This is a genomic window from Deinococcus cellulosilyticus NBRC 106333 = KACC 11606 (assembly GCF_007990775.1).
Classification (GTDB): domain Bacteria; phylum Deinococcota; class Deinococci; order Deinococcales; family Deinococcaceae; genus Deinococcus_C; species Deinococcus_C cellulosilyticus.
Map to the genome: position 1 here is coordinate 1 of NZ_BJXB01000026.1, position 14,711 is coordinate 14,711.

Genomic DNA, 14,711 nt, shown 5'->3' on the forward strand with positions numbered 1-14,711 from the left:
GGGGTTTTCAGGTATTGTGAGCACAAAAAAACAGCCAGAAATCTTCTGGCTGTTGAATTTGCATCCGGTCAGGGTTGCTGTTCACCCGTCTGGTGTTCCATCTCCTCCATCTTCCTGCGCAGGCTGGGGGGACGCATGTCGGTCCAGATCTCTTTGATGTGATTCAGGCAGTCTTCTTTGTGGCCATGAAAGCCAGCATCCCTCCAGCCCAGAGGAATCTCCCGGTCTTCTGGCCAGATGCTGTACTGCTCCTCATGGTTCACCACCACGTAGATGGTGGTGTCTTCGTGTTCATCCATGTTTCTGCCTCCGTCTTTTCATGGTACGCAATGGATTGAGGCGAGGGGTCAGGGAAAACCCCAGCCATGCCATTCAGTCTTTTGCATTCAGGAAGATCTGAGGGGCATGCCAAAAACGGTGATCTTCATCAGGCGCAACAGCCCAAACAGGACAACAGAAACCAGCAGGGAACCACAAAACAGTTGCCAATACGTTTGAAAAGGAGACATGTCCCTGCGAAGCTCAATGGTGCTTTTTTCAGGGTTGCTGGCATCCACCATCAAGACAAAAGGAACATTCAACGGATGGGTGGGACCATTTTTGACAGCTTTCAGAGCCCCCACCAGATCCGTGCTGTTCCACCTGTAGAAGGAAGGGGAATAAAGGAACACCTTTCGCTGGTGGGTCTGCTGTCCAAAGCTATAACTGTACGTCAATGTGTACTCGGCGTATGGAAGCTTGCCCCGACCTCTGCCTTTTTGAGCTTTGATGGCTTCAAAATCCACATAACAGTCTGTGGAATTCTCAGATGCCCATGGGAGCGAACAACTCAGGGCATGAAGCCTTGCTTCAGTCCGGACCCATTCTCTCTGGTTCCATTGATGGTCTTGCACTGTCGCGAGTACACCAATGCCCATGAAACAGGCCAACCCTGTGACAATCCAGAAAAACATGGCCATCAAACTCCGAACACATCCCGCTGCATATTCACGGTTGGACGGCACTTCAGCCATGATGCGCGATCCAGACCCCCCGTGCCATGAAACTGTAAGGCTCAAATTTCGCTTTCAGACCAGCTTTTGTGAAAGCCTGCTGCATCTCTGCAGGAGAGAACAAGCCCAGCACATGCTCCTCCTGATGGAAATCGATGCCCTGGGGGGTTCCAATCATGTAATGGAACTTGATGATGCTCTGGTTGCCTCTGCGCTCTGGAATGTGCATGCGGCAGACCTTGATGTTTCTGAGCATCACCTCACGCACATGCACTGCAGGAGGGTCCACGACAAACTCCTGAGGTGTGAGCCAGGGTTCAACCAGAATCAATCCACCAGGAGCAAGATGGCGTTTGAAGTTGTTCAGGGTGGCCTGCAGGCGTTCCAGGGTCTGCACATACCCGATGCTGCTGAACAGGCACAGGATCACATCAAATTGTTTGTCCAGTTCAAAATCGGCCAGATCGCCCACGAAGACTTTCGCCTGGGGGGCATTCTTCCGGGCCATCTCCACCATGCTGGGGTCAAGGTCGAAAGCTTCCGCCTGGAAGTCCGTAAAGTACTTCAGGTGCCCACCTGTGCCACACGCCCCTTCCAGCAGGCGTTTCCCGCCATTTCCATGCTGGCGAATGAGCTTCTGGACCAGGAAGGCCTCGGTGTGGTAGTCCTTGAAACTGTGGATGGCGTCATAGAACTCGGCAGTCTTGGAATACATCCGTTTCAGTCTACCCTGAGTCTCTGCAGGCGTGGTGTCCCTGAGGAATTCACCTGCAGGACAGCATACAGACTGCCCTGAGCAGCAGCGTTCTCATACCTGCGGGCCATGCCCTTCTGCACATAAAACGACTCGATCCCGTAAAGAATCTGACCCCACTGGACCCTGCCTTTGAGGTACACGCCTCCCTCTGGGGGTTGATTCAGGAATTCTGCAGCCTGATAAATTCCCTTTGAGTCAGGTTGAAGCCTCACATACACCGTCTCTCCGTTCTGAGGGTTCCAGTCCGGCAGACGGCTGAAGGGGTAACTGAGCCGCACGTACTCTCCCCGGTAAGGGTCCCATGGGTCCAGCGGAACCACCTTCACCAGGATGCTCTGGGCATTCAGGAAAGGAAGGGTGGCCAGGCCCAGCAACATCAGCAGGATCAGGGTCTGTACAGCGAGTGCAATCCACTTCATGAACTTTTTCTCCTTCTCCAGTAGAGGGCAAGTGCAATGAAAATGGCAGACACCACCAGCATCATCAGAATCCACCCTCCATCCCCGAAGGGTTCAAGGTACCCGTAAGATCGGTACAGCAGGGTCAGCACCAGGGTGATGGCCCCGAGGGAGAACATCCACCCGAGGTCCTCCTGAATGCCCCGCACCGTCAGGTGGTACCCCAGAAGCAGGGTGAACACCAGGCTCAGGATCACGGTGCCATCCCTTCCCAGCAACCCATAGAGTGGGGTCAAAAGCAGGAGCAGAACAGGCAGAGTGTACCTGCTCCACGGCACAGCAGCAGGACGGGACCACACCACATAAGCCAGAGGAAGCAAAATCAGCACCCCATGCAAAGTCCAGCCGATTGCAGTCTGACCCCGCATGTCAGACACGGTTCCCATCAGGGTGGTCATGATGATCAGAACCGACCAGCCCAGCACCCTGAAGATGCTCGGGCGCAGGTTCTCACCCAGGAGCAGGAGTCCTGCACCCAGCGGAAGCAGCAGGGCATACTGGCCCAGAGTGGCCAGTCCCCAGTACATCCAGTAGACCAGGGCCACCATCAGCCCATTGAAAAGACCTGGGGCGGGTTTTCGGTGGGCCCACACCACACTGGGGATCAGCAGCAGGCCACCCAGCAGGACAGCTGGAGTCTGACCAGAATCCCCGTAATAGAACATCGCTGCAAAAATTCCGATCAGCAGGAAGTGGTTGAGGGAGGACCGGGCCTGGAGCAGCGTGAACAGAATGCCCAGCATCCACAACAACTGCCCGATGGAGGTGTCCATGGACATCTGAAACGTCTGGGCGATCACCCAGATGCCTGCACCCATCACCAGGTTGGCCAGCAGCGACCACACGTCAGACATGACCCCACTGGAACGGGCAGCAAGGATGTGACTGGCCCCAAGCCCCAAGAGCACCAGCAGCACACGCACCGCAGCCGGGACCACCGCCCAGTTGAAGGCCACCACTGCAAGAATGGCCGCACCCAGAAACAGCATTCCAAACGTCCACAAGACCACAAACACCCTGGACTGTCTGGCACTCTGCATTTCTGCTTCCTGAGGGTAAAGGTCCAGAATGGCCCTGGCCTGTTCTCCCTGCAGGATGTCTTTTTCCTGCCACACCCTGAGTTCAGCCAGCAACCACTGGCGTTGCGCTGTGGACAGGGGGCGCTTCACACCAGTTCCAGCCCTTTCGGGCGGTAGGCCACCGCTTCTGCAACGTGCACCTGCCGGATGTCTTCGCTGCCTGCGAGGTCTGCGATGGTGCGGGCCACCCTGAGCAGCCTGTCATATCCCCTTCCGGTGAGGGAAAGCTGCTGGCTGACTGCAGTCAGGAAAGAGGCAGCATCGCTGCTGAGCTGGGTGACTTCACGGAGTTTCTGACCCACCAGAACAGCGTTCCTCATGCCCTGTCTCTGCTGCATGGAATTTCGGGCCTTTGCAATCCGTTCACGCACCACGCTGCTCTTTTCGCCTTCTGGAGCACGGTTGAGCTCTTCCACCGTCAATCTGGGGACCGTCACCACCAGATCGATGCGGTCCAGCAGGGGTCCAGAAATGCGGGACACGTATCTGGAGCGCTCTGCTGGCGTGCAGGTGCAGGGTTTTTCGGTGTCCCCCAGCCATCCGCAGGGGCAGGGGTTCATGGCAGCAATGAGCTGGAACCGGGCAGGATAAGTGACGCTGGCCCTGGCACGGGAAATCTGTACAATGCCATCTTCAAGGGGTTGCCTGAGCGTTTCCAGGCTTTTGCGGTTGAACTCCGGGAACTCGTCCAGAAAGAGGATGCCGTAATGGGCGAGGCTGACCTCTCCGGGTTTGGGGATGCTTCCGCCCCCAATCAGTCCTGCATCACTGACCGTGTGGTGAGGGGCCCGGAAGGGAGGCCGGGTGATGAGGCCTCTGGCCCCGAGTTGCCCTGCTGCGCTGTGGATGCGGGTCACTTCCAGGGCTTCCTCGTCGGTCAGCGCTGGAAGCAGGCTTGCAGACCTTCGGGAAAGCATGGTTTTTCCGCTGCCCGGACTGCCCATCATCAGGAGGTTGTGCCCCCCGGCAATGGCAATTTCCAGGGTGCGTTTGGCCTGGGTCTGGCCCTTGATGTCACTGAGGCACAAGAGCGTCTGTTCATCCTGTTCGGGAACAGGTCTGGGGCTGAGGGGCAGGGGTCGGGTGCCGTTCAGGTGGTTTAAGGCTTCCAGGAGCGTGTTGGCCCCGTACACCTCCACCCCTTCAATCAAAGCAGCCTCACCTGCGTTGAGGAAGGGCACCAGCACTTTCTTCTGCAGGGTTCTCGCCATCAGGGCCATGTTGATCATGCCGGGAACGGCCCTGAGGCTTCCATCCAGGGCGAGTTCTCCGGCCACCACATATTCCGAAAGGACCTGCTGTGGGATCATCCCCTGGGCCACCAGCAGACCCAGGGCCATTGGGAGGTCAAAAAGGGGACCTTCTTTGCGCAAATCGGCAGGGGCAAGATTGACGGTGATGCGTGAAATGGGAAATGGGAGACCGCTGTTGCGCAGTGCAGCACGCACCCGCTCTCTGGATTCAGAAACGGCCTGATCGGGCAGACCCACCAGGTTGAAAGCAGGGAGACCAGAGGCCACATCCACCTCCACCGTCACGGGAACAGCGTCCACACCCATCAGAGATACACTCAAAATCTGGCTCAACATGCCCACATTGTACGGGCGTCTTTCAGCGGAATGCGGTGAGCGTGCCGTCCATGAAAGCCACGTACAGGGTCGAATCGGTGAGCAGGGGGGTCGCCTGAATGCCACTTGGCGTCTTGACCTTCCAGACAACATCTCCGGTTTTTTCGTTTAGGGCAAGCAGATCTCCGTCTTCACTCGCGACGTAAACCACCCCTGAAGAGACCACCGGACTGGCGGTGATTCGGGAACCCACCTGACAGGTCCATAAGTCATCGCCCGTGTGCAAATCCAGGGCATACAACTGACCTGCCCAGGACCCCATGTACACCCTGCCCTGGTGCACGGCAGGGCTGCACCAGACCTCCCCTTCGAGGTCGTACGTCCATTCCAGCACGTCTTGTGGGTCAGGCATGTAGCGTCCGTTGTTGAGGGTGAGTTTCAGGGCGTGGAGTTCCCCTTCCCAGGTGGGAATCAGCAGCATCAGTTGCTCTCTGGAGATGGGCGCAGCAACAGGTGTGGCATGCACGCTGCTGAGCTGCAGCTTCCAGAGGGATTTTCCACTTGCAGCATCAAGACCATAGACCCAGCCCTCCTCGTCTGCCAGCATGATGGTGCTTGCCCAGATCACCGGACTGCCGGCCAGAGGAGACTGGGTTTTGAAAGCCCATTTCATCACTCCGGTTTTCTCGTGCAGGGCGTGCAGATGGCCGTCTCTGGCCGCCACAAAGTACAGTTCACCAAAGCGGGTGGGGGCTGTGGTGATCTCACTTCTGGCCTGGTGCCTCCAGTGTTCCACTCCGGTGCGCACATCCACCGAGCGCACCACCCCATCCCACGAACCGTAGACCAGACGGTCTCCTTCCAGGGTCACAGGAGCAGTGACTTCATCTCTGGCACCATATTCGGCATGTTTGCGGCCTGTGTGCTCATAGACCGCCACTGTTCCCTTGCGGGTTCCGACCGCCACAAAATCCCTGTCTCCGATCACCGCAGAGGGCCAGGACACATCGGTTCCGAGGCGCACCGACCAGATGGATTTGAGGGGGCGTGTAAAGGTGGGGCCTCCAGGGTGGTAGCCCGTACGGGCCAGACCTCCTCTGTACTGACCAGGAATGGTGTTGCGCAGCAGGTTTTCTCTGGCTTCCTCAATCACAGCAATGGCCCCCGCACCACTCATGGGGCGGTTTTTGGGATCTTTCTCCAGAAACTTGAGCACCGCTTCTGCCAGGGGCTCTGGAACAGCAGGATTGATCTCTGTGGGATGCCTGGGAGGCTCGTACACATGCTGGTAAAGCACCGCCTGATCGTTGTCCCCTTCAAAAGGCACCTGCCCGGTGAGGGCACGGTACATCACTGCACCAAAAGCATAGATGTCACTGTGGGGCCCGACCATCCCCCCTCTCGCCTGCTCTGGAGCCATGTAGTGCGGGGTGCCCAGCGTGTACCCTGTGCGAGTCAGGTCCCGGGTCACGTCCTGTGAGGCGTACACCAGTCCGAAGTCCATGATGCGCGGCAGACCATCGGGGCCAAAAAGGATGTTGTGCGGGGTGAGGTCCCGGTGGATCATGCCCTTCTCGTGCATGTATTCCAGACCGTACAGCACCGCACGTGACACCCTGAAAAACCGCTCGAAGGATTCAGGGGTCGCTTCCAGAGGCCCCACCTCATGAAAAGCCCCTCCATTCAGGAGTTGCATGGTGAAAAACAGCCGTCTGTCCTCGGTGTGCCCCAGGTCATAGATGGACACCACATTCGGATGGGTGAGTCTGGCCAGGGTGCGAATCTCCCTTTCGAAACGGTGACGGTCTGCGGGAATCACATAATCATGCAACACCTTGACGGCCACCTCACGCCCGAGGTGGTGGTCCAGGGCACGGTACACCAGGGCACTGCCACCCTCTCCGATGCAGGCCTGCAATTGGTAGCGGTCAGGGAGGTGAATCGACTCCACCCCAACACTATATAAAAAGAACACCAGAAGGTGCCTTTCTCTCAGCATGCCTTCAGCTGAAAATCATTTCCACACGTCAACTGCTGCAACAGGTCTGCTGTCCATTCGCCAACCCAGGATGATTTCTCCATGACACAGACAGGCCACAATGACTGAACTTCACACTGCATATGCATTCCATTGACCCGCTCCAGCAGCGGGTTTATTGCTGCTTCCCGACCAGAGAAAATCCTGACAATCCCATGCTGAAATCCTCCCTGAGGTTCAAACATGAAGACACCCCTGATCACCCTCAGCATTCTGGCCTTCAGCAGCGCATTTGCAGCCCGGCATTCTTTCATTGCCATTGGGGACATGCCTTATGGAGGCAAGCCTGAGGATTATGCCAAATTCCAGCGTCTGATTGACCGCATCAACCAGATCCAGCCTGCCTTCACCGTGCACATTGGAGACATCAAGAGTGGCTCCACCCCCTGCACCGATGAGGAACTGCTCAAAGTGAAAGGCATGCTGAACAGCATCTCCCCTGTCCTGGTCTACACCCCAGGTGACAACGAGTGGACCGACTGCCACCGTGAAAAAGCAGGCAAATACAACCCGCTGGAACGCCTGGAGTTCCTGCGCAAGAATTACTTCCAGAACGGCATGAGCCTGGGAAAAACCCCCGTCAAACTGGAAAGCCAGTCTGAGAACACTGCTTTTGCAAAATTCGTGGAGAACACCCGCTGGGACAGAGACGGCATCCAGTATGCCACCCTTCATGTGATTGGCAGCGACAACAACCTGCAACGCAATCTGGAAGCTGCACAGGAGTACTTTGAGCGCAATGCAGCCAACCTCGCCTGGCTGAAAGGCACCTTCCAGAAGGCCACCAGCACAGGTGCGAAAGCCGTGGTCCTGTTCATGCAGGCCGACATGATCAACACTGTGAGCCCAGGCTTTGCAGACACTCTGGCCACCCTGAAAAGCGAAGCCGCTGCCTTCAAGAAACCTGTGCTGCTCGTGCACGGCGACTCCCACATCTTCATCATTGACCGCCCCTTCAACACCGATGCAGACAACAGCGTGCCCCATCTGACCCGACTGGAGGTGCCTGGAGATGGCCGTGTTTACGGCATTCAGGTGAACGTAGACACCGAAGATGCTTCTGTTTTCAGTTTCAAACCTGTGGTGGTGCCAGAGAACCAGTGAGAGCGCAGAAGGCCAAAGGCAGAAGGCAGAAGGCTCAAAACTTTGATCTGAAACCACATTCCAGAGAAATCAAAAAGCAGGTGATTTCATGGAGTGATAAACCACCCGAGATTTTGCTCAGCCCAGAAAAAAATGTCCTCAGGATAAAACCTGAGGGCATTTGTCCATCTTCAACTTGAGGAAACAAAGTGCTTTTGAGCTCAGCCTTCTGCCCCTTAAGGCAGGGGGAACTTGCTGGCAAACGCGTGCACTTCGGTCTGAACGTCTTCGCCCTTGAAGGTGCGGTCAATCAGGGAGGCAATGGTGGCCATGTCCGACTCCTTCATGCCACGGGTGGTGACTGCAGGGGTCCCGATGCGGATGCCGCCTCCGTGCAGGATTTTTTCGGTGTCATAAGGGAGGGTGGACTTGGAGATGGTGATGTGGTTGGCATCCAGCAGTTTGGTGGCTTTGGTGCCGTTGATGCCCTGGGGACGCAGGTCGAGCACGAACAGGTGGTTGTCGGTGCCACCACTGACCACACGGTAACCCAGTTTCACGAATTCATTTGCGAGGGCCTGAGCATTCTTGATGATCTGGGCTGCGTAGTCTTTGAATTCGGGTTGCAGGGCTTCATAGAAGGCCACAGCTTTGGCAGCAATGACGTGCTCCAGAGGACCACCCTGATAACCAGGGAACACAGCACGGTCAATTTTGGCTCCGAGTTCGGCGTCACGGCTGAAGATCACGCCACCACGGGGACCCCGCAGGGTTTTGTGGGTGGTGCTGGTGACCACGTGGGCGTAGGGGACGGGGTTGGGGTGCAGGCCCGCAGCAACCAGACCGGCGATGTGGGCGATGTCGCAGAACAGGTAGGCTCCGACTTCTTCGGCGATCTTGCCGAAAGCTTCAAAGTCGATGATGCGGGAGTAGGCACTGGCCCCGGCGATGATCATCTTGGGTTTGTGCTCCAGGGCAAGGCGGCGCACTTCTTCCATGTCGATCAGTTCGGTGTTGGGGTCCACCTTGTAGGCGACCATGTTGTAACTGATGCCGGAGAAGTTGGCCTTGTTGCCGTGGGTGAGGTGCCCACCGTGGGAGAGGTCCATGCCCAGCACGGTGTCCCCTTCTTGCAGCAGGGCCTTGTACACGGCGAGGTTGGCACTGGAACCGGAGTGGGGTTGCACGTTGGCCCAGGCTGCGCCGAAGAGTTCTTTGATGCGGTCAATGGCGAGTTGCTCGACCTGGTCGACCACTTCGCAGCCACCGTACCAGCGTTTGCCGGGGTAGCCTTCGGCGTATTTGTTGGTCAGGACGCTTCCGGCAGCTTCTCTGACATCAGAGGAAACAAAGTTCTCGGAAGCGATGAGTTCCAGTCCGTGGATCTGTCTCTGACGTTCCTGCTCGATGAGTTCAAAAATCTTCAGGTCTCTTACGGTGGTCTGCGTCATGTTTCAATGCTAACATGAAATAATCGTATAATCGTATACCGTCTAGACCTCACAATGGCTGTTATCGCCAAAAACCTGCACCACAGCGTGAATGTTACGCTTTCTTCAAAACGTCAACCCGAACCATCACATGCAAATCGGGTATCAAACCTTACAATGGTTGAGGACGACGTGAACGTGGCCAGACTGGAGGAGCATGTGAAATCAGCATCACTGGCCCCCTTCCTCCAGCACGATTTCTCAGAGCAGCACAAATTCACGTTTGATCTCAAGAAAGGGTTGAAAAATGGGTTTATTTGATCTCTTCCGTGGCGATAAAGGCGAAACCATGACCCCCCATCTGGCCTTTGCAGTGTCCATGATTTACATGATGGCCGCCGATGGCGAATTCCAGAATGAAGAAGTGGGGCACCTGCTCTCCGTGCTGGGTGGCGAATCCGAAAACGGCGTGATCAGCGTCGGGTACAACAACCGTCAACTGCTGGACAAAGCCTTCAAATACGCCCAGAAGCACAGTGTGCAGGACTTCATCCAGCAAGCTGCACCTGTCCTGACCGAAGCCCAGAAGATCTGCATCCTGACCAACCTGGCAGATTCCCTGCTGGCAGACGGCAAAATCCACCCTGCAGAGCAGCGCATGTTCGATTACATCCTGGCGGGTTTCCATGTCAGCGAACAGATTTTTCGCCCTTACTTCCAGGTGCTGGCCATCAAAAATGACCGCAGTGTGTTCACCAACCAGAACCACCCTTACAACAGCCCGGGCCACAGTGTGGACCTCACCAAGATGAATTGATCATTCGCTTTTCAGGGCCAGTCCTGAAAACCCCGGGTAACCAAACAGCACGCGAATGGTGTGGCAGGGAATTTCCCATCCCTGCCGCATTGTGTTGTAGATGGCCCAGGCTTCTTCACGGTCCCTGAGCTGGACGCCTGCCTGCTCCAGCTTTGCCCGGACCTGATCAAAGTGGATGTGTCGGTCTTCAATGGCTTCACGGGACACCTCCACGCGACCTCCAAACTTGCGGGCCAGGGACTCAAAATACCCTCTGGTCAGGCGTTCTGTGCCTGCAGTGATCAGACCGTTGGCCATGCTGGGATAAGCTGTTGGGGACAGCACCGACCTGCAGATGGTGGTCAACTCAAGCACATCGGTGAGGGCCACCGGGAGGGCCATGTCGTCAGGCTCATGAAAATAATTGAGCAGGGTGTATTGCTGCTCTGCCATCAGGACCTGGGCCAGCGTGGTGCCGATGTCTGCCAGCCAGTTTTTCATTTCCTCAATGCAATCTGCCGTAATCGCGGTGATCACCACATCCACTGGACTGTAGCCATCGGATTTGCCCAGGAACCTGTGCACCTCGTAAGCCAGTGCAGTGACCCGCCCCAGAGCCGCATAAAAAGACAGCAGGTAGGTCACTGCAATGCTGATCAGGATGAAACCACTTCCTGCTGCCAGAATCATCAGGAGCCGCATGTTGCCGTCTTTTGGCACAATGTCTCCCACACCCAGGGTGGTGACACTGTACCCACTGACGTACAGGGCAGAAATCCAGTCTGAAGGGGAACGGGTTCCGTGGTGAAACCCAGAGGCATGCGGGTAAAAAATCAGGGCAAATCCCAGCCAGAGCAAAAGTGCCCATCCAATCACGGTGAGGATCACCAGCATCGGTCCCAGACGGGACAGCCTTCGGCGGGCGGCAGGAGTGCCTGTGCAGTTGATCCGGCACCAGATGCGCCAGATCAGGTGGTGACTGTTCTGCGTGAAGGGTCCAGAAAGGCCCCTGGGGATGAACACTGTGGCAAATACATCCCAGGCCAACAAAAACAGAATGATGGTTCCAATGATGGGATAAACACCGTCCATGCCAGACCCCCAGACCATTGTTCATCATGTGCCTTTCCTTTTCCGTACTGTGACTTATTAACCATTTATCATGCTCCCAGAAGCAAGCTCCATCGATCATTAAGCTATCTGGCTTATTACGCCTGTGCCATAAACACCTACGATAACTTACATGAATCTGGAAACGTTTATTGTGCAGGCCAAAACCCACACCTACGCAGGGAATGGCATCAAAAGCCTCTCCTACCGTCCCTGCTCCCATGACCTGCAATACCAGAACGGAGATTACGCCTACATGGACAGTTACTTCGGTGGCCGCGACTTCCTCGGACAGGAAGTGGTCTACTACCGCAGAAGCCCCATCTGGGCCATGAATTATTACGGACGCATCCTCAAACCCGACCTGATCACCCCCGCCGAAGCCGGAACCATCATCAAAACTGCCCTCACCGAGCTCTATCAGGAAGGGCGCTTCCTGGGGGGGTTCAAATGCCACCACATCTGGGGCCTGTACATCGACAGCAACGCAGGAAATTACGAAAGCTTCACTGGATACGAATGGATTGAGGTGCAGGGGGTCAAGGCTTATGAACTGCATTACCACGGGGGCATGGTCAAACACGAGTGAGGCCACCAGAAACCCCATTGGTTCATGTTCCTGCAACACCTCTTAGATTCTCTGATCACAGGCTTTGCTGTTAAGCCTTCTGCTTTCTGCCTGCGGCATTCTGCTTCATCAGTTTACCTTCTCACGTGTGGGGTCTATACTGGTCAGTGCGTTTTTCATGCACCTGCACAAGCAGGGCATCAAAAGTCAGGGAGGACACCGATGCAAGAGATTCTTGATAAGTTAGCGGCCCTCCGGGAGTATCTTTGACATTCCCGCCAAGGAACGCCGCTTAAGAGAGCTGGAACACGAACTTTCGAACCCCGAACTCTGGAACGACCAGAACAAGGCGAGGCAGGTCACGCAGGAATCCAACGCCCTGCGCAAACTGACCTCCACCTACAATTCGCTGAAGAGTGACGCTGAAGGCCTCAGTGAAATGCTGGAAATTGCCTCTGCTGAAGAGCTCGAAATGCTCAACGAGGAAGTGGTGAGCGTTGAACAGCGGGTGGATGACCTCTACAAAGAGACCCTCTTCACCATGAAGCACGCCGACACCCCCGCCATCGTGAAGGTGAAATCCGGCGCGGGTGGCACCGAGTCCATGGACTGGGCAGGCATGCTGATGCGCATGTTCATCCGCTGGGCAGAACGCCGGGGCTACAAGGTGGACATCCTGGACATCCAGGAAGGCGAACAGGCCGGAATCTCCAGCGCAGAATTCATCATCCGGGGCGAGAAAGCCTACGGCATGATGGCCCCCGAAAATGGGGTGCACCGTCTGGTGCGGGTCTCCCCTTTCGACAGCAACAACCGCCGCCACACCAGTTTCGCCTCGGTGGAAGTGGTGCCCGAAGTGCCCGAAGAGGAAATCAACATCGTCATTCCCGACAGTGAAGTCCGGGTGGACGTGTACCGCTCTCAGGGAGCCGGAGGACAGGGCGTGAACACCACCGACTCCGCCGTTCGCGTGACCCATTTGCCCACCGGAACCATTGTCGCCATTCAGGTGACCCGTTCCCAGATCAAGAACCGCGAGATGGCCTTCCAGATCCTCAAGCAGCGCCTCTATGACATGGAGCGCAAGAAGCGTGAGGAGGAGGAAGCCAAAGCCCGTGGCGAACAACGCAAGATCGAATGGGGCAGCCAGATCCGCTCCTACGTGATGGACAAACAGTACATCAAAGACCACCGCACCGGTCTGATGAAACACAACCCAGACGATGTTCTGGACGGTGATTTAGACGATCTGATGTGGGCTGGTCTGGAATGGCTCGCAGGCAAACGCACCGCCGAAGAAGCCGGAGACGACGAGTAAGGTTTCCGGTCTGGATGTGCCTCTCTGGGAGACTGGAGGGGCATTTTTGTTGGCAGAAGGCGGAAGGCCAAGGCAGAAGGCATTTCTGGACACACTTGAAACCGGCCCAGCAAATAAAACGATTAGAAAAACCATGGATTTTCAGCAACAATGGCTTTGATTGAACTGGGTGCCTTCTGCCTTCTGCTTTCTGCCTTCTGCTGTTAGGATTAGGCATCATGTTTGAACAGCAATTCGAGAACTTTGCAGAGATTCTGGTGCAGGTCGGTCTGGGGCTCCAGAAAGGCCAGATGGTGTCCATTTCCAGCCATGTGGGCCTGGAGGATTTCACCCGGCTGGTGGTCAGGAAGGCCTACCAGGCAGGGGCGAAGTTGGTGGAGGTGGAATACCGCGACCCCGAGTTGCAGCGCATCCGTCTGGAGAATGCAGATCCTGAAACGCTGGAGACCGTGCCGGAGTGGTACTACAAGGCCAGGCTGGAGGTCATTGAGAAGGGGGCGTCTTTGCTGAACCTCTCGATGAACCGTCCAGACCTGCTGAAGGGTCAGGATCAGGAGAAACTGACCCGCATGTCCCAGTCGATCTATCCTTTCATCAAGCCCATCCAGCAGCGCATGATGTCCGATGCAGTGGCATGGTCCCTGAGTGTGGTTCCAGATCAGGAGTGGGCCAGCAAGGTCTTTCCAGAACTGCCGAAAAAGGAAGCCCTGGAGAAGCTCTGGAAGACCATCTTGCAGATTGTGCGTGCAGATCGGGAAGATCCTGTGCAGGTGTGGCGTGAGCATGTGAAGGCCCTGCATGCCCGCAAAGACTGGCTGAACAATCAGCGTTTTACAGCCCTGCACTTCCAGAACGAGCACACAGACCTCACTGTCGGTCTGGCAGAAGGTCACCTGTGGGCCGGAGGCTCTGCCCATGCCGATGATGGCTTTGACACCGAATTTGTGGCCAACATCCCCACCGAGGAGGTCTTTACGCTGCCGGACCGCACCCGCATTGATGGGGTGGTCCGCAGCACCTTCCCGCTCAGTGTGCGTGGAACGGTGATTGATGCCTTCACCCTGACCTTCAAAGATGGCCGGGTGACCCATGCAGAGGCAGAGCACAACCAGGAGGTTTTGCAGGCCCTGCTCAGCATGGATGAGGGAGCCCTCTCCCTGGGCGAGGTGGCCCTGGTGCCACACTCCTCCCCCATCTCACAGTTTGGTCGCCCACTCTTTCATGGTCTGTTCGATGAGAATGCCGCCAGTCATGTTGCGCTGGGGGCCGGATACCGCTTCTGCGTGGAAGGCGGCAGCGACATGAACGACGAGCAGTTCAAGGCTGCTGGGGGGAACGTCAGTCAGGTGCACGAGGATTTCATGATCGGTTCGAAAGACATGCAGGTCACAGGAATCACCCAGGATGGCAAGAGGATACCTGTGATGCAGGAGGGCGAATGGGCCTTTGATTGAAGCCTGCTGTGGTCGGTTCTCAGCTTTCGGCAGAACACAGGTTCACCGACTTCAGACAGC

The 14,711-nt window shown here is 56.4% G+C and carries 15 protein-coding genes; 6 read left to right on the top strand and 9 right to left on the bottom strand.

The window, feature by feature from the left end; translation table 11 throughout:
- Positions 1–68 precede the first annotated feature (68 nt).
- The 7 genes from DC3_RS22395 to DC3_RS22425 all read right to left on the bottom strand — a co-directional run bounded on the left by DC3_RS22395 (position 69) and on the right by DC3_RS22425 (position 6,853).
- Positions 69–299, bottom strand: a complete 231-nt coding sequence (locus tag DC3_RS22395) for an MbtH family protein (RefSeq protein WP_146888516.1) — start codon at positions 297–299, stop codon at positions 69–71.
- Between the two features lie 87 nt (positions 300–386).
- Positions 387–785 (bottom strand): hypothetical protein, encoded by a 399-nt coding sequence (locus tag DC3_RS22400; RefSeq protein WP_146888519.1) that lies wholly within the window; start codon positions 783–785, stop codon positions 387–389.
- Between the two features lie 220 nt (positions 786–1,005).
- On the bottom strand, positions 1,006–1,707 hold the full coding sequence (locus DC3_RS22405) for a class I SAM-dependent methyltransferase (protein WP_146888522.1): 702 nt from the start codon (positions 1,705–1,707) through the stop codon (positions 1,006–1,008).
- A gap of 5 nt (positions 1,708–1,712) precedes the next feature.
- Complete coding sequence (locus DC3_RS22410) at positions 1,713–2,168, bottom strand: GDYXXLXY domain-containing protein (RefSeq protein ID WP_146888525.1); 456 nt, start codon at positions 2,166–2,168, stop codon at positions 1,713–1,715.
- A complete protein-coding gene (locus DC3_RS22415; protein WP_146888528.1) occupies positions 2,165–3,376 on the bottom strand; it encodes a DUF2157 domain-containing protein in 1,212 nt (403 codons plus the stop codon). Before DC3_RS22415 ends, DC3_RS22410 begins: the two co-directional genes overlap by 4 nt.
- Positions 3,373–4,875 (bottom strand): YifB family Mg chelatase-like AAA ATPase, encoded by a 1,503-nt coding sequence (locus DC3_RS22420; RefSeq protein WP_146888531.1) that lies wholly within the window; start codon positions 4,873–4,875, stop codon positions 3,373–3,375. The genes DC3_RS22415 and DC3_RS22420 overlap by 4 nt, the downstream gene beginning before the upstream one ends.
- A gap of 22 nt (positions 4,876–4,897) precedes the next feature.
- Positions 4,898–6,853: a serine/threonine-protein kinase gene (locus DC3_RS22425; RefSeq protein WP_146888534.1), complete on the bottom strand. Its 1,956-nt coding sequence runs from the start codon at positions 6,851–6,853 to the stop codon at positions 4,898–4,900.
- 222 nt (positions 6,854–7,075) lie between these two features.
- On the opposite strand from DC3_RS22425, the gene DC3_RS22430 reads away from it, so the two are divergent.
- Positions 7,076–7,996 (top strand): hypothetical protein, encoded by a 921-nt coding sequence (locus DC3_RS22430; protein ID WP_146888537.1) that lies wholly within the window; start codon positions 7,076–7,078, stop codon positions 7,994–7,996.
- A 215-nt stretch (positions 7,997–8,211) separates the two neighbouring features.
- Here DC3_RS22430 and glyA read toward each other — a convergent pair whose 3' ends face one another.
- Positions 8,212–9,426 (bottom strand): serine hydroxymethyltransferase, encoded by a 1,215-nt coding sequence (gene glyA, locus DC3_RS22435; protein WP_146888540.1) that lies wholly within the window; start codon positions 9,424–9,426, stop codon positions 8,212–8,214.
- A 54-nt stretch (positions 9,427–9,480) separates the two neighbouring features.
- Here glyA and DC3_RS22440 point away from each other — a divergent pair, with 54 nt between their 5' ends.
- Positions 9,481–9,726: a hypothetical protein gene (locus DC3_RS22440; protein WP_146888543.1), complete on the top strand. Its 246-nt coding sequence runs from the start codon at positions 9,481–9,483 to the stop codon at positions 9,724–9,726.
- A complete protein-coding gene (locus DC3_RS22445) occupies positions 9,713–10,222 on the top strand; it encodes a tellurite resistance TerB family protein (RefSeq protein WP_146888546.1) in 510 nt (169 codons plus the stop codon). The genes DC3_RS22440 and DC3_RS22445 overlap by 14 nt, the downstream gene beginning before the upstream one ends.
- Here DC3_RS22445 and DC3_RS22450 read toward each other — a convergent pair whose 3' ends face one another.
- Entirely contained in the window at positions 10,223–11,293 is a 1,071-nt protein-coding gene (locus DC3_RS22450; protein WP_186816192.1) for a potassium channel family protein, read from the bottom strand. It lies immediately after the preceding gene.
- A gap of 151 nt (positions 11,294–11,444) precedes the next feature.
- On the opposite strand from DC3_RS22450, the gene DC3_RS22455 reads away from it, so the two are divergent.
- The 3 genes from DC3_RS22455 (at position 11,445) to DC3_RS22465 (ending at position 14,651) form a co-directional block, all read left to right on the top strand.
- Positions 11,445–11,900 carry a DUF5680 domain-containing protein gene (locus DC3_RS22455; RefSeq protein ID WP_146888552.1) on the top strand — a complete coding sequence of 152 codons (456 nt, stop codon included), beginning with the start codon at positions 11,445–11,447 and terminating at the stop codon, positions 11,898–11,900.
- Positions 11,901–12,101: 201 nt separating this feature from the next.
- A protein-coding gene (gene prfB, locus DC3_RS22460) for a peptide chain release factor 2 (protein WP_146888555.1) occupies positions 12,102–13,197 on the top strand; the annotation gives its coding sequence in 2 pieces (ribosomal slippage) (positions 12,102–12,146 and positions 12,148–13,197; 1,095 coding nt in all).
- A 218-nt stretch (positions 13,198–13,415) separates the two neighbouring features.
- Complete coding sequence (locus tag DC3_RS22465; protein WP_146888558.1) at positions 13,416–14,651, top strand: aminopeptidase; 1,236 nt, start codon at positions 13,416–13,418, stop codon at positions 14,649–14,651.
- Positions 14,652–14,711: the final 60 nt, after the last annotated feature.